The organism is Aggregatibacter sp. HK296 (assembly GCF_980469475.1).
Genome location: NZ_OZ413142.1, coordinates 121,021 through 142,634 on the forward strand (window position 1 = coordinate 121,021; position 21,614 = coordinate 142,634).

Consider the following 21,614-nt stretch of genomic DNA (forward strand, 5'->3'; position numbering starts at 1 on the left):
ATCTTTAGTGTACAAAAATCAAATTTAAAAACAGGGAGGCGGATCACACTTTTGAATTTTAATGTCTAAAAAAACAGCATTAAATGGCTATTTTGTCCACGTTGCACCTTTCTTTTTGTACAACGTTTGACGGTCTTATTTAGGGTGTTATACTCCCGCCACCTTAATTACAGAGAAGAATAAAATTATGATAAAAAAAGCAACGTTGACAGGTTTACTGTTATTTGGAATGTTTTTCGGCGCAGGAAATTTGATTTTTCCACCAAGCCTAGGTGTGTTGTCCGGAGAGAATTTTTGGCAAGCGATTAGTGGATTTGTGTTGTCCGGCGTGGGCATCGCTATTCTCACCTTGGTGATTGGTGCGCTTAACCCGAAAGGTTATGTGTATGAAATTTCGATAAAAATCGCTCCTTGGTTTGCAACCTTGTATTTAGTCGCGCTTTACCTTTCCATCGGGCCGTTCTTTGCGATTCCGCGTACGGCAACGGTGGCCTATGAAGTGGGTGTAGCACCTATGTTGTCGGCATCGTTTAGTGCTACCGGGTTGATTATTTTTACGGTGATTTATTTTATTGCGGCCTATTTGATTGCGTTAAATCCGTCCAAAATTCTCGACAGTATCGGCCGCATCTTGACCCCGATTTTCGCCCTACTTATCGTATTGTTAGTCACATTAGGCTTTTTCCAATACGGTGATACGACGCCGTCTTCTGCCCTTGGCGACTATGCGACCTCTGCGTTTGGCACCGGATTCATTGAAGGGTATAACACCCTGGATGCGTTGGCTTCCGTGGCATTTAGTGTGGTCGCGGTACAAACCTTGAAGCAGCTCGGTTTCCGAAATAAACAGGAATATGTTTCTACGGTGTGGCTAGTGAGTCTTGTGGTGGCGTTAGGCTTTAGTTTGCTGTATATCGGCTTGGCGTATTTGGGTAATCATTTCCCTGTGCCCGCGGATGTGATGGCATCTGACACGAACAAAGGCGTGTATATTCTTTCTCAAGCAACACAAGCAATTTTTGGGGCTAATGCGCAAATTTTCTTGGCTGTGATGGTGACCATGACCTGTTTTACCACGACAGCGGGTTTAATTGTTGCCGTTTCTGAGTTTTTCCGTGAGCGTTTTCCGCAGTTGGGTTACAAAACCTACGCCACGCTGTTTACCTTGATTGGTTTTGGGATCGCAAATTTAGGTTTAGGCGCAATCATCCAATATTCCATTCCGGTGTTGTTAGTGCTCTATCCGATCACGATTGCCATTGTGTTGCTGATTATCGTGAATAAATTTGTTGCGTTATCCAAAATTGGTATGCAACTTACCATTGCGTTGGTGACGGCGATTTCTCTTGCCGGAGTCATTGCAGATCACTATCAATTAGCGTGGTTAACGGATTTCCTTCACCATCTGCCGTTTGCTGAGTATTCCCTTTCTTGGCTTACCCCGGCACTGGTTGGTATCGGCTTATCTCTCGTATTGCCTCAACGACAACGTAGTGAAACTTTTGAAATGGAATAATAGTGACAGCGAATCTAAAAGGTTCGCCGTTTTTTCTAAAAAACGTTTTTAAAACTGACCGCACTTTGGGCTATGACTGAAAGTGCGGTCAGTTTTTTTCTGTGTTTTTTATTTTGCTTTTACTGTTGCTAATGTTGGGCAGCATTCCGTTTGCGCTTCCTAACTGAATTTTCAATGCGGTTAATTTCTCTTTCACACTCATCGAGGCAGCCACTCTGTGCTATGATAGCGCCATTCAGACTCAATGTTTTGATATGACAGAAAACGTCTTTTAGATACGATGAAAAGGAGAAAGTAAAAACTTTCTAGTAACGTTTATGATGAAAAAGAAAAATCAAATTTTAGTGACATTATCCGTAGTGGCGCTGTTAGGTGGTTGCTCGGAAGATGAAGTGCAACGGGATGTGTACAACAGCTTAGATGATTGCGTTGCTGACTGGATTAGACCGGAATTATGCGAACAGGATAAATCTCAAAGCGCAAACACGGGTCCTGTGGCAAATAACAATGGCAGCGTGGCGAGCAGTGAAAATAACGCAGTTGCCGGCGACAATAATGCAACGCCAACTACCACAGCCAGCGGCGATGAAGGTCCTTCTATCGGCAGTGCCATTGCCGGGGCGGCGGCAGGCTACATGATCGCCAAAGCCATGAGTGGTTTTCTAGGCCCGAGTTACAATCCCAATAATCGTGCCGTTTCGACCCCAACAGGGCAAATTATTCGACCGCAAGGTAACCATTCTGTGGGGAAACCGGTGTTGGTTAAGGGTGGCGTCGGCAGCGCAAACAGTAAACCTGTTTCACGCGGTGGGTTTAGTAGCAGTAACACCAGTAAAAGTGGTGGTGGTTAATCATGAAACGTATCACCGGTATTCCAACCCGTCCCGACATGGTGCAACAGCTGCTTGAGGTGGGTTTTGATTATTACAATCTGCCTTCTACTGATGGCTCGCATTATTGGTCGGACAATGTTGCCTATGAATTTTCATTGTCGGAAATCGACAAAATCGAAGATGCTACCAACGAATTGCATGCTATGTGCATGGATTTTGTCGCCGATGAAGTAAAACAAGGCGATTACGAGCACTATCGCTTCACCGATTTACAAAAAAATCTGATTGAACAATCTTGGCGTGAAAACGCACCGCACTTATATGGGCGTTTTGATTTTGGCTATGACGGCGACAATCTCAAAATGTTTGAATATAACGCCGATACGCCGACCTCTTTGCTGGAAGCCGCAGTGGTGCAATGGCAGTGGTTGGAGCAAGTGGAAGGCTTACCGAATCGCGATCAATTCAACTGGATTCATGAAGAATTGATTACCCGTTTTTCCGTGTTGCAACAGCAAAGCGGCAAAACCGGTTGCCATTTTGCGGCGATGGCGGATGCCGGACGGGAAGATTGGGGCAATTTGGATTATCTTGCGGATGTAGCCTATAACGCCGGTTGGCATATTCACCGATTGACCATTGAAAACATCGGCTACGATAGCGACACGCAACAATTTGTCGATCTCAATAACCACCCCATTGAAACGCTGTTCAAATTGTATCCGTTAGAATGGATGACAACCACTGAATACGCACCGCACATGTTAAACAGTGCAACGCAATTTTTTGAACCGGCATGGAAATTGTTACTGAGCAATAAAGCCCTGCTCGCTAAACTGTGGCAAAAACACCCGAACCATCCGTATTTATTGCCAACCTATTTTAATCGACACGACATTACGGATCGCAACGCCATTTGGGTGAAAAAACCGTTATTAGGCCGCGAAGGGGCTAACGTATTTTATTATGAAAAGAATAACGGCTTGGAGTTTGCCGCCAAAGGCAGTGAACATTCAAATTTCTATGCCAATGCAGGCTATATTTATCAGCAGAAATTTGAGTTACCGAATTTTGACGGAATGTATCCGGTCATTGGTTCTTGGGTGGTGGGCGATGTGGCATGCGGCATGGGCTTGCGCGAAGATTTCACCGCCGTCACCGGCAACGACAGCCATTTTATTCCTCATTATTTTGTGGAATAGAACGGCTCAGTCGTGTTTCACATACACGTCAAAGCGGTGATTCTTCGTTTCGCGTGAAAAGTGCGGTGCTTTTTGCGCGAGAAAATCAGCGTAGTCAGGGCGCTTGACCACGACGCGCTGACGGGCGAGTTGGAGTGCGGGCGCAAGTAGTTCGTCCGCATCTAAATCGGCACCGACCAAATGTTGAAACACGCGCATTTCTTTCTTCACCAAAGCGCTTTTGGCTTTGTGTGGGTACATCGGGTCGAGATACACCACATCAGCGAAATCCCTGTCAGGATTCAGTTGATTGATGTGTTGATAAGGCAACAGTTGCATATTTTGTTGCATCCATGAGCCGATTTCTTCGTCGGCATAAGCACGTTGTAAGCCATCTTGTAACAACAAACGTACGACTGGGTGGCGTTCAACCAGTTTCACTTGGCAACCGAGCGCCGCCAATACAAAGGCATCACGCCCTAAACCTGCCGTGGCGTCAATCACCGTCGGCAGATTATCTTGTTTTATGCCTACCGCTTTTGCCACCGCCTCACCGCGACCGCCACCAAATTTGCGGCGATGCGCCATAGTACCGCCGACAAAATCCACAAACACTGCGCCTAATTTTGGCTCGTCTAATTTGCGTAATTCCAAGCGTTCTGTGCCTTCCGCTTCTGTCCATACTAACGCCAACGGGCTATTCGGATCATGTGTTAAGCCGGCTTCAGCAAAAAGTGCGGTTGGTTTTTGCGGTGTTTTGGTTTCGCAGAGCAGTTGGATGTTCATGTTTATCCCTTTCTCACTAACCAAACGCCCGCTTCCATGTGTTCCGTGTAAGGAAACTGATCGAACAAGGCGGCTTTTTCAATACGATGGGTTTGGCTGAGTGTTTTCAGGTTGTCGCACAGCGTATGCGGGTTGCAGGAAATATACAAAATGCGCTCATATTGTTGTACCAGTTTAACGGTCTCCGCATCTAAGCCGGCGCGTGGCGGATCGACGAAAATGGTGTTGCATTCATAGGCTTTCAAATCAATGCCTTTTAGTCGATTAAATTCGCGCACGCCTTGCATGGCTTGGGTAAATTCTTCGGCAGACATGCGAATAATCTGTAAATTCTCTATCTCGTTGGCGGCAATATTAAATTGTGCCGCAGCCACGGACGGTTTGGCGATTTCTGTGGCCAACACTTTACGGAAATTTTGTGCCAGCGCGATAGAAAAATTGCCGTTGCCGCAATAAAGCTCCAATAAATCCCCATAGCTGTTACGCGTGCAATCCACCGCCCATTCCAACATTTTGCTGTTTACTGCCGCGTTTGGTTGCGTGAAGCTGTTTTCCACTTGACGATAAATGTAGTCTTTGCCCTGTACCTGTAGGATCTCATCTACATAATCTTGTTCCAGACAAATTTTCTGCTTGCTGGCACGCCCGACAATTTGCACGTTAAAACCTTGCTGTTGGAGTTGTGAACGCAAGGTTTGCGCAGCGGTTTGCCAATTTTCATCCAAGGCTTTGTGATACAACAAACTGACGATAATCTGTTGGCTTTGCGTGCTTAAATAATCGATTTGGAACAGTCTGTGGTGTAATACCATTTGCTGTTTTAACAACGGTAACAATGCCGTCATCATGCGATTAATCAGTTCGCTGGTGATAGGGAAATTATCCACCCGATAACGTTGTTTGCTCTGTTGATCGAACATGATGTGATAGAAATCATCGCCTTCGTGCCAAATTCGAAACTCTGCCCGCATGCGGAAATGCTGCGTTGGCGAGGCGAACACCTGTAAATCAGGTGCATCAAATGGCGATAAAAGTGCGGTCAGTTTTTGTTGCTTTTCTTCGAGCAATTTGGCGTAACGATCAACGGGTAAATTAAGCATAGCATTCATGGGATTGGCGGTCGTAAAAACAAAAGGCTCGGAATCCCAAGCCTTCTGATTGTTGTTTAAGTGATTAGTCTGCCGAGTAGTCGTCCAGATTGTCCACGCCAACCACACCGGATAAGGTGTAAAGGCGTTTGTTGGTGGAGATACGGCTACGATATTTATGCCAGGTTTTTTCGAAGAAAGTTTCCGCAGCACGTTCACCACGACAGAATGCAACAAAGCTTTTTTCTTCTTTGGTTACCGGCTTACGTTCGCCTGAATCTAATGCGCGGAAGGCTTGTCCGTATTGTTCTAAAGCTTGTGCTTCTTTGATGGTGTAATCACCGTGACGGGCAAAGCCACGCGGGTAGTTTTTGTCGTCAAAAAAACGACGGGTTACGCTAAAACTCTCAGCCATATAATCCTCTAAAATAGGTATCGAAAATAAAAATCGGCAGGCATTAAACCAATTTTTGTTTATTTTTGCAATAAACCTTTTACGGTTTCGACGTATTCGGTCACAAAAGTGTTTTCATCATGCGCCAAGCCTTCCATGTTTACACGATATTTACCGTTTACATAGAAATCGGGCACACCACGCACTTGGTATCTTTCCACTAACTGCTGCTGTTTGGAGACTAAACCGTTTACCGCGAAGCTATTGATACCGCCGTCAAATTGTTCGGCAGAGATGCCGTTATCAATAAAGATTTGGCGAATGTCGTTCATAGAACTCAATGTATTGGCTTGTGCTGCTTTAAATAATGGCAGTTTGACTTTTTCTTCCGCTTTAATTGCAATAGCCAACGCCCACGCGCGCGTGAGATTTTCAGATTGGCGACCTAAAAAATCCACGTGATATTGCTTGAATGGCGTGCCTTCCGGCAGGCTCTCGCTAATTTTTTGTGGAATGTGAAATTGGGTTTCAAAGTGATAACAATGCGGGCAATAAAAAGAGAAAAACTCTAATACTTCCGGTTGTGCACTCTGTTGTTGCCCTTCTACCACCACATATTGTTTACCTTCCGTTAAGTTAGCTGCTTGAACAGAAACAGATAGCGCTGCTGTCAGCGCTAAAAATAACCATTTTTTCATTTGTTATCCTTAATAATCGATTTATTTAATAATACCGCGCGCTTTTAATAACGCGGTTTTAAAGTCTTCTTCGTAATCTTTTTTAATGCCGGGAATCGGCTCGAATTTATCTTTGCCGGCCATTTTTAGGTGGTAAATGATGACTTCATCAGATAGTTCTGCGAGAGGTTTATCAAATCCCGTCTCGTCGGCAATTTTTTGCATAATTTGCATTAATGATAAATCGGGGTCTTTAGACCAGTAAGGTTGTAAAAGTTCCAACACTTCATTCAGGCGATGACATTTCATACGCATTTCCTTATTATTGTGAGATAAACGGGCGGGATCATACTTGAATTAACTTCATAAGAAAACAAAGAAGCATGACAATTTCAATTAGCGCAGTCATTTTAGCCGGCGGGCAAGCAAAACGCATGGGCAGTGTCGATAAAGGCTTGCAGCCCCTGCAGGGAAAACCGTTATTTCAATTTATTTATGATCGCCTGCATTCGCAGGTGGAACACATTTCTGTTAACGCCAATCGCAATCAGGCGATTTATGCTGTCGCCGGATTGCCGGTGTTTGGCGATAATATCGAAGGCTTTCAAGGGCCGTTAAGTGGGATTTTGACCGCGCTGGAACGATCTGAGACGGATTTTGTCTTATTTGTGCCTTGTGATAGCCCCTTCTTTCCGGACAATTTACTGGAAAAATTAAAAAGTGCGGTGGATTTTCACGGCGTTTCTATTGCGTATGTGCATGATGGTGAGCGTGAACATCCTACTTTCTGTTTAATGGCGCGTAGCTTAAAAGAGAAACTTGCGGCTTATTTGGCTACCGGTGAACGCAGAATGTTGCATTTTATGCGCCAAAATGAGGCTGTGAGTGTGGATTTTTCAGAAAATAAGGCGGCGTTTACCAATATCAACACATTGGATGAGTTGCAGCAGTTTAACGTGCAATAATCGTGAGCTATTTATTGCATGCTAGAGAAACAGTATAATGAGCGCCACGCTTGAGTTAGTTTGTTTTCTTCCACCGAAATTCAAGGATTTTTATGATTAAGAAACTTTCCATTCTTTTCCTAGCCTCTTTATTGAGCGCTTGTTCCCTTTCCTCGTATGTGCCTTTCATAGGCGACAAAAAAACGGTCATTGACTTAGACGAAGATAAAATTGACCAAAAATCTTACGCCACCGCGTATGAGGCTACGGTCGCAACCTACCAAGGGCGCGTGCACAGCGATTTTAATGTGAATTCTTTCGCCAGTGGCGCCAATGATTGGTATTTAGGTCGAATTCTTGTGCCTGTTGAACAAATCAAAGAAAAATTGTATAGCCCACAAGGACAGGATTCCGATGTTTATGCCTATTACAGCGGCGTTGTACATGCCTCTGCGTTACAAAATAATTTTGGCAAACTGAATACAAAATGCTGGAGTCTTATCGATGCGCCGAGCGTGACCCAAGGTATTTATGACGCCATGTTAGATTTGAAAAAAGACAAAGTGCGGTCTGAAAATGACGAATATATCGTGCAAGGTTCCGAGCAATTACTCAAATTGTGCACCGGAAAATAATTTACAAAACTGTCGGTTTTTACCGGCAGTTTTTTGTATTTTAAATCTTAGCTGAAAGGTTTTTGCATTGTTCAGTACCCAATTTATACCCTCGTAGAAACAAGGAGACAGAATGTTTAATTTACCCGAAAGTAACATTCATTTGGCGGCGAGTGCCGATAATAAGCAGCAAGCCATTACGCTGGCGGCAAACGCACTAGAGCAGGCCGGTTATGTGGAAAGCGGTTATTTACAAGGCATGCTAGGGCGCGAGCAACAAACATCGACCTTTTTAGGCAATGGCATCGCCATTCCGCACGGCACGTTAGAAACCCGTGGCATGGTAAAAAATACCGGCGTGCAGATTTTCCAGTTTCCACAAGGGATTGAATGGGGCGAAGGCAATATTGCTTATGTGGTGATCGGCATTGCGGCGCGTTCTGACGAGCATTTGGCATTATTGCGTCAACTGACTCATGTTCTCGGCGATGAAGACACGGCCGCAAAATTGGCCACGCTCACCGATGTAAAAAAATTCCGCGCCATTTTAATGGGTGAAGCGGATGAATTTAATGTGGTTGATGAAAACATCAGCTTAGATGTGGACACCAGCAGTTTGCTCACCTTAATCGCCATTAACGCCGGCAAATTAGAACAACAAAGTGCGGTCAATCATCAGTACGTTTCGGAAGTCATTGCCAATCCGGCATTGCCGTTGGCGCAAGGTCTATGGGTGACCGATGCCGCCGTAGGAAACCAAAAGAATGGGTTGGCGTTCAGTCGTGCAAAACAGGCGTTTAATTTAAATAATAAAATCGTGCATGGCGTGGTGACGGTGGCTTATGCAAACGAGCAAATTGACGAAACTTTAGCCCGTCTGTTAGATGCCAAGGTACAGCAAATCTTGTTAAACGGCGACAGCGCACAGATTGCTGCAGCATTAAATGGCAAGGCGATTCCGCAAGCTGCGACACAGGCGACATCAACTGCGTCTGCCGTGCCGTCTGTGGCTGCCGGCAGCGTTGTCGGCACCTTTACTATTCGTAACGAGCACGGTTTACACGCCCGTCCAAGCGCCATTTTGGTTAACGAAGTGAAAAAATTCGCGTCTAAAATTACTGTGGAAAACCTCACGCGCGCCAGTGTACCGGTGAGCGCTAAGAGCCTGATGAAAATTGTCGCCTTGGGCGTGACGCAAGGTCATCGTTTACGTTTTGTGGCGGAGGGCGATGACGCACAAGCTTCAGTTGAAGCTATTGGTAAGGTGATTGCGTCAGGGCTTGGCGAAACTATTTCTGCGGTACCACCAAGCGAACCGGACACCATTGAAGTGATAGAGCAAGTTGCGTCGGCAATTTCTGCGCCAAGTGGTGAAAGTGCGGTGGAAAATCCGAGTGAATCCGTGGAAGGCGTTTTTGAAGTAAAAAATGAACACGGATTACACGCCCGTCCGGCGGCAGTGTTAGTGAACGAAGTAAAAAAATATAACGCCAATATCGCCGTACAAAATCTCGATCGCGATACGCCGTTGGTCAGTGCAAAAAGTCTGATGAAAGTGGTGGCGTTAGGTGTAGTGAAAGGCCACCGTTTACGTTTTGTGGCCACCGGGGAGCAAGCACAACAAGCTATTGAGGGTATCGGTGCAGCAATTAACGCAGGATTAGGGGAATAATGATGGCAAACGTCGCAACTATCACTTTAAACGCCGCTTATGACTTGGTCGGGCGTTTAAAACGTATCGAATTGGGCGAAGTCAACACCGTGGAAACCCTCGGGCTTTTTCCTGCGGGTAAAGGCATTAACGTGGCGAAAGTGTTAAAAGATTTGGGCATTGACGTCACTGTGGGCGGTTTTCTCGGCGAAGACAACCAAGGGGATTTTGTCACCTTATTCGACAAACTGGGATTACAAGACAAATTCCAACGCGTGCCGGGCAGAACCCGAATCAACGTGAAAATTACCGAAACCGACGCGGATGTTACTGATCTCAACTTTTTAGGTTATGAAATCAGTGAAAGTGCGTGGCAACAATTTGTGGCGGATTCTCTTGCGTATTGCAAATCCTTCGACATCGTTGCCGTGTGTGGCAGCTTGCCGCGTGGCGTGACGCCGGACTTGTTTGCCGATTGGCTAAAACAACTCCATCAGGCGGGCATAAAAGTCGTGTTAGACAGCAGTAATGCAGCGCTAACTGCGGGCTTGAGCGCACAACCTTGGTTGGTGAAACCGAATCATCGCGAATTAGAAGCATGGATCGGGCATGGATTGCCAACGATGAACGACATCATTGCAGCGGCGAAGCAACTGAAAGCACAGGGCATTGCTCATGTGATTATTTCCATGGGGGCGAATGGTTCTTTATGGTTAAGTGACGAGGCTGTGATCCAAGCACAACCGCCAAAATGCGAAAACGTGGTGAGTACCGTGGGCGCGGGCGATTCTATGGTGGCGGGTTTGATTTACGGTTTAATTAACGACCTTCCGCCAAAAGACACTCTTGCCTTTGCCAGTGCGGTGTCCGCTTTTGCCGTGTCGCAAAGTAACGTGGGCATTTCTGACCGCACTTTGCTTGAACCAATTTTAAACAATGTCAACATTACTGTCATTGAGGGATAATCTTATGCATATTTATTTAACTCCATCCGCTAATTTGGGTAACGCCAAAGCCTTTCTATTGCGTGAAATGCTAAGTAAAACTGCGCAAGTGCAACATCAAATCGTGGACAGTGCCGAGGCGGCGGATTTGATCATCGTTTTGGGGAATGTTTTACCCAATAATGCCGGATTTAATGGCAAAAAAGTGTTTTTGGCAAAAATTGACGAACATTTCAACGCACCCGAAAACTTGTTAGACACGGCCATTCAACAGGCGCAGGATTATGTTCCGCCTGCTGAAAGTGCGGTCGTTTCTAACGGTAAAATGAAAAATATTGTGGCGGTGACTGCTTGCCCGACAGGCGTAGCGCATACGTTCATGTCTGCCGAAGCCATCGAAACTTACGCCAAACAACAAGGCTGGCAGGTGAAAGTGGAAACCCGCGGACAAGTGGGCGCGGGCAATGAAATCACGGCAGAAGAAGTGGTGGCAGCGGATTTGGTGTTTGTGGCGGCGGATATTGACGTGCCGTTGGATAAATTCAAAGGCAAATTAATGTATCGCACCTCTACCGGACTTGCGTTGAAGAAAACTGCGCAAGAATTCGACAAAGCCTTTAAAGAAGCCAAAATTTACGAAGGCGGCGCAACGTCCGCGGCGAAAGCCGAAGAGCGCGGCGAGAAGAAAGGCGTCTATAAGCATCTGATGACAGGCGTATCGCACATGTTGCCGTTGGTGGTGGCAGGCGGTTTGCTTATCGCCATTTCCTTCATGTTCGGTATTGAAGCGTTCAAAGACGAAAATATCGCGGGCGGCTTGCCGAAAGCCTTAATGGATATCGGTGGTGGCGCGGCGTTCCACTTAATGATCGCGGTGTTTGCAGGTTATGTGGCGTTCTCCATCGCCGACCGTCCGGGACTTGCCGTGGGGTTAATCGGCGGGATGTTGGCGACGACCGCAGGTGCGGGGATTTTAGGTGGCATTATCGCCGGCTTCCTTGCAGGTTATGTGGTGAAAGGACTTAATGATGTGATTAAATTACCGCCAAGCCTGATGTCCCTTAAACCGATCTTAATTTTGCCGTTATTGGGGTCTTTTATTGTCGGCTTAGCCATGATTTATCTCATTAACCCGCCTGTCGCGAAAATCATGACGGCGTTGAGTGAATGGCTAAAATCCATGGGCGATGTGAATGCCATGGTGCTTGGTGTGATTATCGGCACCATGATGTGTATCGACATGGGTGGTCCGGTAAACAAAGCGGCTTATACTTTCTCCGTGGGCATGATCGCCTCTCAGGTTTACACCCCAATGGCAGCGGCAATGGCAGCAGGCATGGTGCCGCCAATCGGCATGGCGATTGCCACTTGGTTAGCGCGCAGTAAATTCACCTCCAATCAACGTGATGCGGGTAAAGCCTCTTTCGTGCTTGGTTTCTGTTTTATCTCCGAAGGGGCATTGCCATTTGTGGCGGCCGATCCGCTTCGTGTGATTATCAGTAGTGTGCTAGGTGGTGCGACTGCAGGCGCCATTTCCATGAGTTTAGGCATTGCATTACAAGCGCCGCACGGTGGTTTATTTGTGGTACCGTTTGTTTCTGAGCCGTTGATGTATCTTGCGGCTATCGCCATAGGTTCCGTCGTCACCGGTGTGATTTATGCGGTGATTAAACCAAAGGCGGAAGCATAACGTGGAACAAAGTGCGGTGGATTTTCACCGCATTTTTTATCTTATGAGGACATACTATGCCATTTAGTGAAGATGAAAAACGTAGCCTTTTATCTCAAAAAGGTATCGGTGCAACAATCTTAAAGCGTTTGGAAGAAATGGGATTAGATGACGTCAAAATACTAGCAGTGACCAGTCCTGATTTTATTCTCCAAAGAGGTGCTGAAATCACGGGTTCAACTTGTTGGCGCAATAGCCCACAAGCCCGAAACGCTATTGAAACGGCGGTGAATTGGGCAAAAGTGATGGGTCAAAAATAACTCCATTTTAAACGAGGCGGAGACCTTTTATTGACGAAGTATTCTATGGATATCGCATTTATTCTTGGTAGCAAAATTGTTGAGCTCACGCTTATTGTCTTAATGGGTTATGGGTTGGTAAAAGCCAAATTACTGAAATCAGAAGACAGCAAGCCATTGTCTATTATCGGTTTGTATATCATCAGCCCCGCCGTCATGATTGAGGCCTTTCAGATTTCATATACACCGGAAATTCTAGAGGGATTAATGCTGTCTTTTGGTATGGCAGTGTTTTTACATGGCATGCTGGTGATTATCGGTGCGGTGTTAAAGAGAACGCTGAAATTGGATCCTATCGAGCATGCGGCATCCATTTATGCCAATTCAGGTAATTTGATTATTCCGTTGGTGATGGGATTGTTCGGTAAAGAATGGGTGGTTTACGCCAGTTGTTTTATCATCGTGCAAACGTTTATGTTTTGGACGCACTGTCGCCTGATTATTGCCGGCAAAGGCAATTTAACGCTGAAAATGGTGCTAAAAAATATCAACATTTGGTCGATCATGATGGGTTTAGTAATGTTTGCCTTTCAAATTAAACTGCCAGATACCATCAATGGTACGTTGTCTTCCGTCGGGATGTTTATCGGTCCGAATGCCATGTTGATTGCCGGCATGCTGATTGCCTCTATTCCACTACGGGAGCTTTTTTCGTCTAAACGAATTTATTTGGTGACGTTTCTGCGTTTGTTAGTGATTCCGCTGTTTTTAATGGTTGTCGTTAAACTTTGCGGCTTTTCAGGTTGGGTACAAAACGGTGAAACGATCGCTTTGATTAGTTTCTTGGCAACGACGAGCCCGGCGGCTTCCACGGTCACGCAAATGGCGTTAATTTTTGGGAATAATCCGCAAAAAGCCAGTGCCATTTATGGGGTTACCACCCTCCTTTGTATGTTTAGTATGCCCTTTATTATTGCGTTGTATCAGTTGTGGTAAAAAGTACGGTGGATTTTTGACGATGTTTTAAAAACACGCTGAAAAACGACCGCACTTGTGTAAATGCGCAATTTTTAATTGTGAAACTGGAAAATTAGCTGCTATAATCCTGCGTTCGAAAAAGGATCCCTATTTTTTAAAGTTACATAATGGATAAATTTTTATGGCATTAGAGATTGAGAAAAAGAAAAATGAATCTGAGACTGTGGTTGAAAAGTCTAAAGGATTAAACATTTTTTTATGGTTGTTAGCCGTTGCGATTATTGCTGCGAGTGCATTTGGTAATATCTATTTCCAAGATCAATATTCCACCCCGATTCGCGTTGTCGCGGTTATCGTGTTGTTGTTGATCTCTTTAGGGGTTGCAGCGACAACCAATCAAGGCAGAAAAGCTCTTGGTTTCTTTCAAGATGCCCGTACTGAATTACGTCGAATTGTTTGGCCAAGCCGTCCGGAAGCAACGCAAACCACCTTTATTGTTGTTGGCGTGACCGTATTTGTGTCTTTAATTCTTTGGGGCTTGGATTCAATTATCGTTAGCATCATTACCTTCTTAACCGACTGGAGATTCTAAAATGACCGAAACCGCAAATAAAAAACGTTGGTATGTGTTGCAAGCGTTCTCCGGTTTTGAAGCGCGCGTAGCGACCACATTGCGTGAATACATCAAACTTCACAATATGGAAGAACAGTTCGGTGAAGTGTTAGTACCAACAGAAGAAGTCGTGGAAAATGTGGCAGGTAAACGTCGCAAAAGTGAACGCAAATATTTCCCTGGTTATGTGTTAGTACAAATGGAAATGAACGATGATACTTGGCATCTAGTGCGTAGCGTGCCACGCGTTATGGGTTTCATCGGCGGTACACCGGATAAACCAGCGCCAATTAGCAATCGTGAAGCGGATATCATTTTAAATCGTTTGGAACAAAACAGCGATAAACCGAAACCAAGAACAACCTTCCAACCGGGTGAAGAAGTGCGTGTAACCGAAGGTCCATTCGCAGACTTTAATGGTACAGTTGAAGAAGTGGATTACGAAAAAGGCCGCTTAAAAGTGTCTGTATCTATTTTCGGTCGTGCTACGCCGGTTGAACTTGAGTTCGGTCAAGTAGAAAAGAATAACTAGTAAAATGGTTGAATTTTCCACCGCACTTTTTAAGTGCGGTGCATTTTTCGGCATTTTACTTGAAAAACCGGTTGTGTTTGATTAGAATGCAACCCTTTTTAACAACAGGGGAGCTAGTAATAGCGTTATTACCCATTCAGAGGAAACTAAAATGGCAAAAAAAGTCCAAGCCTACGTTAAGTTGCAAGTTGCAGCTGGTATGGCAAACCCATCACCACCGGTTGGTCCTGCGTTAGGTCAACAAGGTGTGAACATCATGGAATTCTGTAAAGCATTCAACGCTCGTACTGAGAGCTTAGAAAAAGGTTTACCAATTCCGGTTGTTATCACCGTTTATGCAGACCGTTCATTCACTTTCGTTACCAAAACTCCACCAGCAGCAGTATTGTTGAAAAAAGCTGCAGGTATCAAATCTGGTTCCGGTAAACCGAACAAAGATAAAGTGGGTAAAGTAACTTTAGATCAAGTTCGTCAAATCGCTGAAACTAAAGCAGCAGATATGACTGGCGCGTCTATCGAAACCAAAATGAAATCAATTGCTGGTACTGCTCGCTCTATGGGCTTAGTGGTGGAGGAATAATACGATGGCTAAATTGACTAAAAAAATGAAAGCAATCAAAGCTGGCGTAGATTCTACTAAAGCATACGAAATCAACGAAGCGATCGCGGTATTAAAACAATTCGCAACGGCTAAATTCGTTGAAAGTGTTGACGTTGCAGTAAACTTGGGTATCGACCCTCGTAAATCTGACCAAAACGTTCGTGGTGCAACTGTATTACCACATGGTACAGGCCGTGAAGTTCGTGTTGCTGTGTTCACCCAAGGTGCAAACGCAGAAGCAGCTAAAGAAGCTGGTGCTGATTTAGTAGGTATGGAAGATTTAGCTGAGCAAATCAAAAAAGGCGAAATGAACTTTGACGTTGTTATCGCTTCTCCTGATGCAATGCGTGTTGTTGGTCAATTAGGTCAAGTATTAGGCCCACGTGGTTTAATGCCAAACCCTAAAGTGGGTACTGTCACACCAAACGTTGCTGAAGCAGTGAAAAATGCTAAATCCGGTCAGATCCGTTATCGTAACGATAAAAACGGTATCATCCACACCACTATCGGTAAAGCAAACTTCTCTGAAGTACAATTGAAAGAAAACCTTCAAGCGTTGTTAGCTGCTTTAACTAAAGCGAAACCTGCAACATCTAAAGGTATCTTCATTAAGAAAGTAAGTCTTTCTACTACAATGGGTGCCGGTGTAGCTGTTGATCAAGCTTCACTATAATCCGTAGAAATACGATGAAATATGACCGCACTTTTATAAGTGCGGTTATTTTTTCGGACATTTATCATTGTCGAATTGGTGATTTTTTATCATCAGGCATTTACAAATGTTATTTCGACCGTTATAATTTCCGTCCTTTTTAGACCGTATTTTATTTGCGGTTTAGCATTTCTGGTTGGTGCTTGACCTCATTCAAGCCCCGTCCAAGACCGTAGGGGAGCAATCTTAATCATCCTACGTAGATGGTGAACAGAATAAGAATTTTCTTGCTTCTGTGCACCGAATTCGTCCTAATAGTTGTTTTATTAGGTATTTAAATTCCGAGCAATCGGAGTGTATTCAGGAGCTAACAGCCAATGGCATTAAATCTTCAAGACAAACAAGCAATTGTTGCCGAAGTAAATGAAGCAGCCAAAGGTGCCCTTTCTGCTGTGATCGCGGATTCCCGTGGTGTGACAGTAGATAAAATGACCGAATTGCGTAAATCTGCACGCGAAGCGGGTGTTTCTATGCGCGTTGTTCGTAATACTTTATTACGTCGTGCGGTAGAAGGCACTGAATTCGAGTGTTTGAAAGACACATTTACCGGTCCAACACTTATCGCATTCTCTACTGAACATCCAGGTGCTGCAGCACGTTTGTTCAAAGAATTTGCAAAAGCAAACGATAAGTTTGAACTTAAAGGTGCAGCCTTTGAAGGTAAGATCCAAGATGTTGAATTCTTAGCAACATTACCGACTTACGACGAAGCAATTGCACGTTTAATGGGCACAATGAAAGAAGCTGCGGCAGGCAAACTTGTTCGCACTTTTGCGGCATTACGCGACAAATTACAAGAAGCGGCTTAATCAAGCGTTTCTTCATCCAATTAACTTTATTTACTTTAGGAATTGATTGTTATGTCATTAACTAACGAACAAATCATTGAAGCGATTGCTTCTAAATCTGTAACTGAAATCGTTGAATTAATCGCAGCGATGGAAGAAAAATTCGGTGTTTCAGCAGCGGCAGCAGTAGCAGCAGCTCCAGCAGGTGGTGCAGCAGCAGCGGCAGAAGAAAAAACTGAATTCGACGTAGTTCTTGCTGAAGCTGGTGCTAACAAAGTAGCAGTAATCAAAGCAGTACGTGGTGCAACCGGTTTAGGCTTGAAAGAAGCTAAAGACTTAGTTGAATCTGCACCGGCTGTATTGAAAGAAGGCATTGCTAAAGCTGAAGCAGAAGCACTTAAGAAAGAATTAGAAGAAGCTGGCGCGAAAGTAGAAATCAAATAATTTTGATTTTATTTCGTCCTGTTTCTCAGGCTAAATGGCTGGTGGGTGACCATCAGCCATTTTGTGCTATCAAAAACAGAAGTAAATTTGCCGTTTGATTACTTTTGTTTCCTCAAGTTAAACAAAGCATTTTAATTTGAGCTACCCACTAAAGAAGTAAGGTTCATAGTGCGGTCATCTAAAAACGGTATCTAATACATTATCACCAATATTTGTCACAAATATTGCGTGTTGATTGTGGGTCACTGAACAGCAAGCAGAGGAACCCTATGGTTTACTCCTATACCGAGAAAAAACGAATTCGTAAAGACTTCGGCAAACGTCCGCAAGTTTTAAATATTCCCTATTTATTAACAATCCAGCTTGATTCTTTTGAAAAATTTATTCAAAGAGATCCGGATGGTCAACAAGGCTTAGAAGCCGCTTTCCGCTCCGTATTCCCAATTGTTAGTACCAATGGAAATACCGAATTACAATATGTTAGCTATAGGCTAGGCGAGCCGGTGTTTGATGTGCGTGAATGTCAAATCCGTGGTACCACTTATGCGGCACCGTTACGTGTGAAATTACGCTTAGTTAGCTATGATAAAGATGCCGCGCCAGGCACGATCAAAGATATTAAAGAACAAGAAGTTTACATGGGTGAGATCCCATTAATGACCGATAACGGTACTTTCGTTATTAATGGTACTGAGCGTGTTATCGTGTCTCAATTACACCGTAGTCCGGGTGTATTCTTTGATAGTGACAAAGGTAAAACTCACTCTTCAGGTAAAGTGCTGTATAACGCACGTATTATTCCTTACCGTGGTTCATGGTTGGATTTTGAATTTGATCCGAAAGATAACTTATATGCCCGTATCGACCGTCGTCGTAAATTACCATCAACGATTATCTTACGTGCATTGGGTTACACCACTGAACAAATCTTAGATCTTTTCTTTGATAAAGTTGTCTTCGAAATTAAAGATAATAAATTGCTGATGAATTTAATGCCTGAACGTTTACGTGGTGAAACGGCAGCATTTGATATTGAAGCAAATGGCAAAGTGTATGTGGAACGTGGTCGTCGCATTACTGCTCGTCATATTAAAGCATTAGAAAAAGATAATATTAAACAAGTAGACGTACCGACTGAATATATCGTGGGTAAAGTTGCTGCGAAAGACTATGTCAATTTAGATACCGGCGAATTAGTTTGTGCGGCGAATATGGAGCTTTCTCTTGAGGTATTGGCGAAATTAGCACAAGCAGGCTATACCACAGTTGAAACCTTATTCACAAATGACTTGGATTACGGCCCATATATTTCCGAAACATTACGTGTTGATCCGTCTAGCGATCGTTTAAGTGCGTTGGTGGAAATTTATCGTATGATGCGTCCGGGTGAGCCACCGACAAAAGAAGCGGCAGAAGCGTTATTTGAGAATTTATTCTTCTCTTCCGACCGTTATGACTTGTCTGCGGTAGGCCGCATGAAATTCAACCGCTCTTTAGGGATTGAAGAAACCACCGGTAGTGGCACATTAAGTAACGAAGATATCGTGAGTGTCATGAAGAAATTGATCGAAATTCGTAACGGTCGTGGTGAAGTGGATGATATTGACCACTTAGGTAACCGTCGTATTCGTTCTGTGGGTGAAATGGCAGAAAACCAATTCCGTATTGGCTTAGTGCGTGTTGAGCGTGCAGTGAAAGAGCGCTTGTCTTTAGGTGATCTGGAAGCTGTGACACCACAAGATTTAATTAATGCGAAACCAATTTCTGCTGCGGTGAAAGAATTCTTTGGTTCATCTCAATTATCTCAATTCATGGACCAAAACAACCCATTATCAGAAGTTACACACAAACGTCGTATTTCTGCATTGGGACCGGGCGGTTTAACTCGTGAACGTGCCGGCTTTGAAGTGCGTGACGTCCATGCGACTCACTATGGTCGCGTGTGTCCGATTGAAACACCTGAAGGTCCGAACATCGGTTTGATTAACTCTCTTTCCGTTTATGCACGTACCAATGACTATGGTTTCTTAGAAACACCATATCGTAAAGTCGTCAATGGCCAAGTGACTGAAGAAATCGAATACCTTTCTGCGATTGAAGAAGGTAAATACGTTATCGCACAGGCGAACTCAAATCTTGATGAAGAGTTCCGCTTTACCGATGCATTTGTCACCTGTCGTGGTGAACATGGTGAATCAGGTCTTTATAAACCTGAAGAAATTCACTATATGGACGTTTCTACCCAACAAGTAGTTTCTGTGGCGGCAGCATTAATTCCGTTCTTAGAGCATGACGATGCGAACCGTGCCTTGATGGGTGCGAACATGCAACGTCAAGCGGTTCCAACCTTGCGTGCAGATAAACCATTAGTCGGTACCGGTATTGAGAAAGCGGTAGCGCTTGACTCCGGTGTTGCGGTTATTGCAAAACGCGGTGGTACGATTCAATACGTGGACGCTTCCCGTATCGTGGTGAAAGTCAATGAAGACGAAACCGTTGCGGGCGAAGCTGGTATTGATATTTATAACTTAATCAAATATACCCGTTCTAACCAAAACACCTGTATCAACCAAATTCCTTGTGTGGAATTAGGTGAACCGGTTGAGCGTGGTGAAATTTTGGCGGATGGTCCTTCTACCGATTTAGGTGAGTTGGCACTCGGTCAAAATATTCGTGTGGCGTTCATGCCGTGGAACGGTTATAACTTCGAAGACTCCATGTTAGTTTCCGAACGTGTCGTACAACAAGATCGTTTCACCACTATTCACATTCAAGAGCTTTCTTGTGTAGCACGTGATACCAAATTAGGTGCAGAAGAAATTACTGCAGATATTCCTAATGTCGGTGAGGCTGCATTAAGTAAATTGGACGAATCCGGTATCGTGTATATCGGTGCAGAAGTGAAGGGCGGCGATATTCTGGTCGGTAAAGTGACACCAAAAGGTGAAACCCAATTAACCCCGGAAGAAAAATTATTACGCGCGATCTTCGGTGAAAAAGCGTCTGATGTGAAAGACTCTTCGTTACGCGTACCAAACAGCGTTTCCGGTACCGTTATTGACGTACAAGTGTTTACCCGTGATGGCGTAGAAAAAGACAAACGTGCGTTAGAAATCGAAGAAATGCAATTAAAACAAGCGAAAAAAGACTTAAGCGAAGAGTTTGAGATCTTGGAAGCCGGCTTGTTTATGCGTGTCCGCAACCTATTGTTGTCCGGTGGTTTCGATGCGAAATCCTTAGATAAATTAGACCGCACTAAATGGTTGGAACAAACCTTAGATAACGAGGAAAAACAACACCAATTAGAGCAGTTAGCGGAACAACACGAAGAATTACGCAAAGAATTTGAACGTAAATTAGAAGTTCAACGCAACAAGATTATCCAAGGCGACGATTTGGCTCCAGGCGTGTTGAAAGTCGTTAAAGTGTACTTGGCGGTGAAACGTCAAATTCAACCGGGTGATAAAATGGCGGGGCGTCACGGTAACAAAGGGGTTATCTCAAAAATTAACCCTGTGGAAGACATGCCATACGATGAAAACGGTCAACCTGTTGAAATCGTATTGAACCCGCTGGGCGTTCCGTCCCGTATGAATATCGGTCAAATCTTAGAAACTCACTTAGGTTTGGCGGCAAAAGGTATCGGTGATCAAATTAACGCGATGATTAAACAACAACAATCTATCGCGAAATTGCGTGAATACATGCAGAAAGCCTATGACCTTGGCGGTGGTTCACAAAAAGTGGATCTCAGCACCTTTACTGACGAAGAAGTAATGCGTTTAGCGCAAAACTTGCGTAAAGGCTTGCCGATTGCGACACCGGTATTTGACGGTGCTCATGAAAAAGAAATTAAAGGCTTATTAGAGCTTGGTGGTTTACCGACTTCCGGTCAAATTACCCTTTATGATGGTCGTACAGGTGAGAAATTTGAGCGTCCGGTAACGGTAGGTTACATGTATATGCTCAAATTGAACCATTTGGTTGATGACAAAATGCACGCGCGTTCAACCGGTTCTTATAGTCTTGTTACTCAACAACCGTTGGGTGGTAAGGCGCAATTCGGTGGTCAACGTTTCGGTGAGATGGAGGTGTGGGCACTTGAAGCTTATGGTGCGGCTTACACCTTACAAGAAATGTTAACCGTGAAATCCGATGATGTGAACGGTCGTACGAAGATGTATAAAAACATCGTCAGCGGCAACCAACACATGGATCCGGGTACACCGGAATCTTTCAACGTAATTATGAAAGAAATCCGTTCACTTGGTATCAACATCGACTTGGACGAAGAATAAGTCAGGGTATTGACCCCTATTGAGCCCAAGTGCGGTCGATTTTAAAAACGTT

Annotated in this window: 22 protein-coding genes; 17 read left to right on the top strand and 5 right to left on the bottom strand. The window is 44.4% G+C overall.

Annotation, left to right across the window (positions count from 1 at the left end):
- The first annotated feature begins 187 nt into the window (after nt 1-187).
- From brnQ to AC30SH_RS00685, 3 genes are all read left to right on the top strand, one after another.
- A complete protein-coding gene (gene brnQ, locus AC30SH_RS00675) occupies nt 188-1,516 on the top strand; it encodes a branched-chain amino acid transport system II carrier protein (RefSeq protein WP_314885814.1) in 1,329 nt (442 codons plus the stop codon).
- Nucleotides 1,517-1,836: 320 nt separating this feature from the next.
- A complete protein-coding gene (locus tag AC30SH_RS00680; RefSeq protein ID WP_314885849.1) occupies nt 1,837-2,367 on the top strand; it encodes a DUF1190 domain-containing protein in 531 nt (176 codons plus the stop codon).
- Between the two features lie 2 nt (nt 2,368-2,369).
- Nucleotides 2,370-3,551, top strand: coding sequence for a glutathionylspermidine synthase family protein (locus tag AC30SH_RS00685; protein ID WP_314885816.1), 1,182 nt, complete (start codon nt 2,370-2,372; stop codon nt 3,549-3,551).
- 6 nt (nt 3,552-3,557) lie between these two features.
- Here AC30SH_RS00685 and AC30SH_RS00690 read toward each other — a convergent pair whose 3' ends face one another.
- The 5 genes from AC30SH_RS00690 to AC30SH_RS00710 form a co-directional block, all read right to left on the bottom strand.
- Nucleotides 3,558-4,316, bottom strand: coding sequence for a class I SAM-dependent methyltransferase (locus AC30SH_RS00690; protein WP_314885817.1), 759 nt, complete (start codon nt 4,314-4,316; stop codon nt 3,558-3,560).
- A gap of 2 nt (nt 4,317-4,318) precedes the next feature.
- Entirely contained in the window at nt 4,319-5,416 is a 1,098-nt protein-coding gene (trmA, locus tag AC30SH_RS00695) for a tRNA (uridine(54)-C5)-methyltransferase TrmA (RefSeq protein WP_390882338.1), read from the bottom strand.
- A 73-nt stretch (nt 5,417-5,489) separates the two neighbouring features.
- Nucleotides 5,490-5,819, bottom strand: coding sequence for a MaoP family protein (locus AC30SH_RS00700; protein WP_111305991.1), 330 nt, complete (start codon nt 5,817-5,819; stop codon nt 5,490-5,492).
- 59 nt (nt 5,820-5,878) lie between these two features.
- Nucleotides 5,879-6,496 carry a thiol:disulfide interchange protein DsbA gene (dsbA, locus tag AC30SH_RS00705; protein ID WP_314885819.1) on the bottom strand — a complete coding sequence of 206 codons (618 nt, stop codon included), beginning with the start codon at nt 6,494-6,496 and terminating at the stop codon, nt 5,879-5,881.
- A gap of 21 nt (nt 6,497-6,517) precedes the next feature.
- A complete protein-coding gene (locus AC30SH_RS00710) occupies nt 6,518-6,784 on the bottom strand; it encodes a YihD family protein (protein WP_109128764.1) in 267 nt (88 codons plus the stop codon).
- 74 nt (nt 6,785-6,858) lie between these two features.
- On the opposite strand from AC30SH_RS00710, the gene mobA reads away from it, so the two are divergent.
- The 14 genes from mobA (at nt 6,859) to rpoB (ending at nt 21,562) form a co-directional block, all read left to right on the top strand.
- Entirely contained in the window at nt 6,859-7,440 is a 582-nt protein-coding gene (gene mobA, locus AC30SH_RS00715; RefSeq protein ID WP_212510071.1) for a molybdenum cofactor guanylyltransferase MobA, read from the top strand.
- A 92-nt stretch (nt 7,441-7,532) separates the two neighbouring features.
- Complete coding sequence (locus AC30SH_RS00720) at nt 7,533-8,054, top strand: hypothetical protein (protein ID WP_212510070.1); 522 nt, start codon at nt 7,533-7,535, stop codon at nt 8,052-8,054.
- 112 nt (nt 8,055-8,166) lie between these two features.
- Entirely contained in the window at nt 8,167-9,705 is a 1,539-nt protein-coding gene (gene fruB / locus AC30SH_RS00725) for a fused PTS fructose transporter subunit IIA/HPr protein (protein WP_212510069.1), read from the top strand.
- Between the two features lie 2 nt (nt 9,706-9,707).
- Nucleotides 9,708-10,649, top strand: coding sequence for a 1-phosphofructokinase (fruK, locus tag AC30SH_RS00730; RefSeq protein WP_212510068.1), 942 nt, complete (start codon nt 9,708-9,710; stop codon nt 10,647-10,649).
- 4 nt (nt 10,650-10,653) lie between these two features.
- A complete protein-coding gene (locus AC30SH_RS00735) occupies nt 10,654-12,318 on the top strand; it encodes a fructose-specific PTS transporter subunit EIIC (protein WP_212510067.1) in 1,665 nt (554 codons plus the stop codon).
- 56 nt (nt 12,319-12,374) lie between these two features.
- Complete coding sequence (locus AC30SH_RS00740) at nt 12,375-12,617, top strand: recombinase RecA (RefSeq protein WP_109859793.1); 243 nt, start codon at nt 12,375-12,377, stop codon at nt 12,615-12,617.
- Nucleotides 12,618-12,662: 45 nt separating this feature from the next.
- Nucleotides 12,663-13,592, top strand: coding sequence for an AEC family transporter (locus AC30SH_RS00745; protein WP_212510066.1), 930 nt, complete (start codon nt 12,663-12,665; stop codon nt 13,590-13,592).
- Between the two features lie 163 nt (nt 13,593-13,755).
- Nucleotides 13,756-14,166, top strand: a complete 411-nt coding sequence (gene secE / locus AC30SH_RS00750) for a preprotein translocase subunit SecE (protein WP_109128772.1) — start codon at nt 13,756-13,758, stop codon at nt 14,164-14,166.
- 1 nt (nt 14,167) lies between these two features.
- Nucleotides 14,168-14,719, top strand: coding sequence for a transcription termination/antitermination protein NusG (gene nusG, locus AC30SH_RS00755; RefSeq protein ID WP_048750834.1), 552 nt, complete (start codon nt 14,168-14,170; stop codon nt 14,717-14,719).
- Between the two features lie 151 nt (nt 14,720-14,870).
- The gene (gene rplK / locus AC30SH_RS00760; RefSeq protein ID WP_005627653.1) at nt 14,871-15,299 is read left to right on the top strand and encodes a 50S ribosomal protein L11; all 429 of its coding nucleotides are present in this window, start codon (nt 14,871-14,873) and stop codon (nt 15,297-15,299) included.
- Between the two features lie 4 nt (nt 15,300-15,303).
- Nucleotides 15,304-15,993 carry a 50S ribosomal protein L1 gene (gene rplA / locus AC30SH_RS00765; protein ID WP_005703561.1) on the top strand — a complete coding sequence of 230 codons (690 nt, stop codon included), beginning with the start codon at nt 15,304-15,306 and terminating at the stop codon, nt 15,991-15,993.
- A 356-nt stretch (nt 15,994-16,349) separates the two neighbouring features.
- Nucleotides 16,350-16,841 carry a 50S ribosomal protein L10 gene (gene rplJ, locus AC30SH_RS00770; RefSeq protein WP_005703558.1) on the top strand — a complete coding sequence of 164 codons (492 nt, stop codon included), beginning with the start codon at nt 16,350-16,352 and terminating at the stop codon, nt 16,839-16,841.
- A gap of 51 nt (nt 16,842-16,892) precedes the next feature.
- The gene (gene rplL / locus AC30SH_RS00775) at nt 16,893-17,264 is read left to right on the top strand and encodes a 50S ribosomal protein L7/L12 (protein WP_005558353.1); all 372 of its coding nucleotides are present in this window, start codon (nt 16,893-16,895) and stop codon (nt 17,262-17,264) included.
- A 269-nt stretch (nt 17,265-17,533) separates the two neighbouring features.
- Nucleotides 17,534-21,562: a DNA-directed RNA polymerase subunit beta gene (gene rpoB / locus AC30SH_RS00780; protein ID WP_109859791.1), complete on the top strand. Its 4,029-nt coding sequence runs from the start codon at nt 17,534-17,536 to the stop codon at nt 21,560-21,562.
- Nucleotides 21,563-21,614 lie beyond the last annotated feature (52 nt).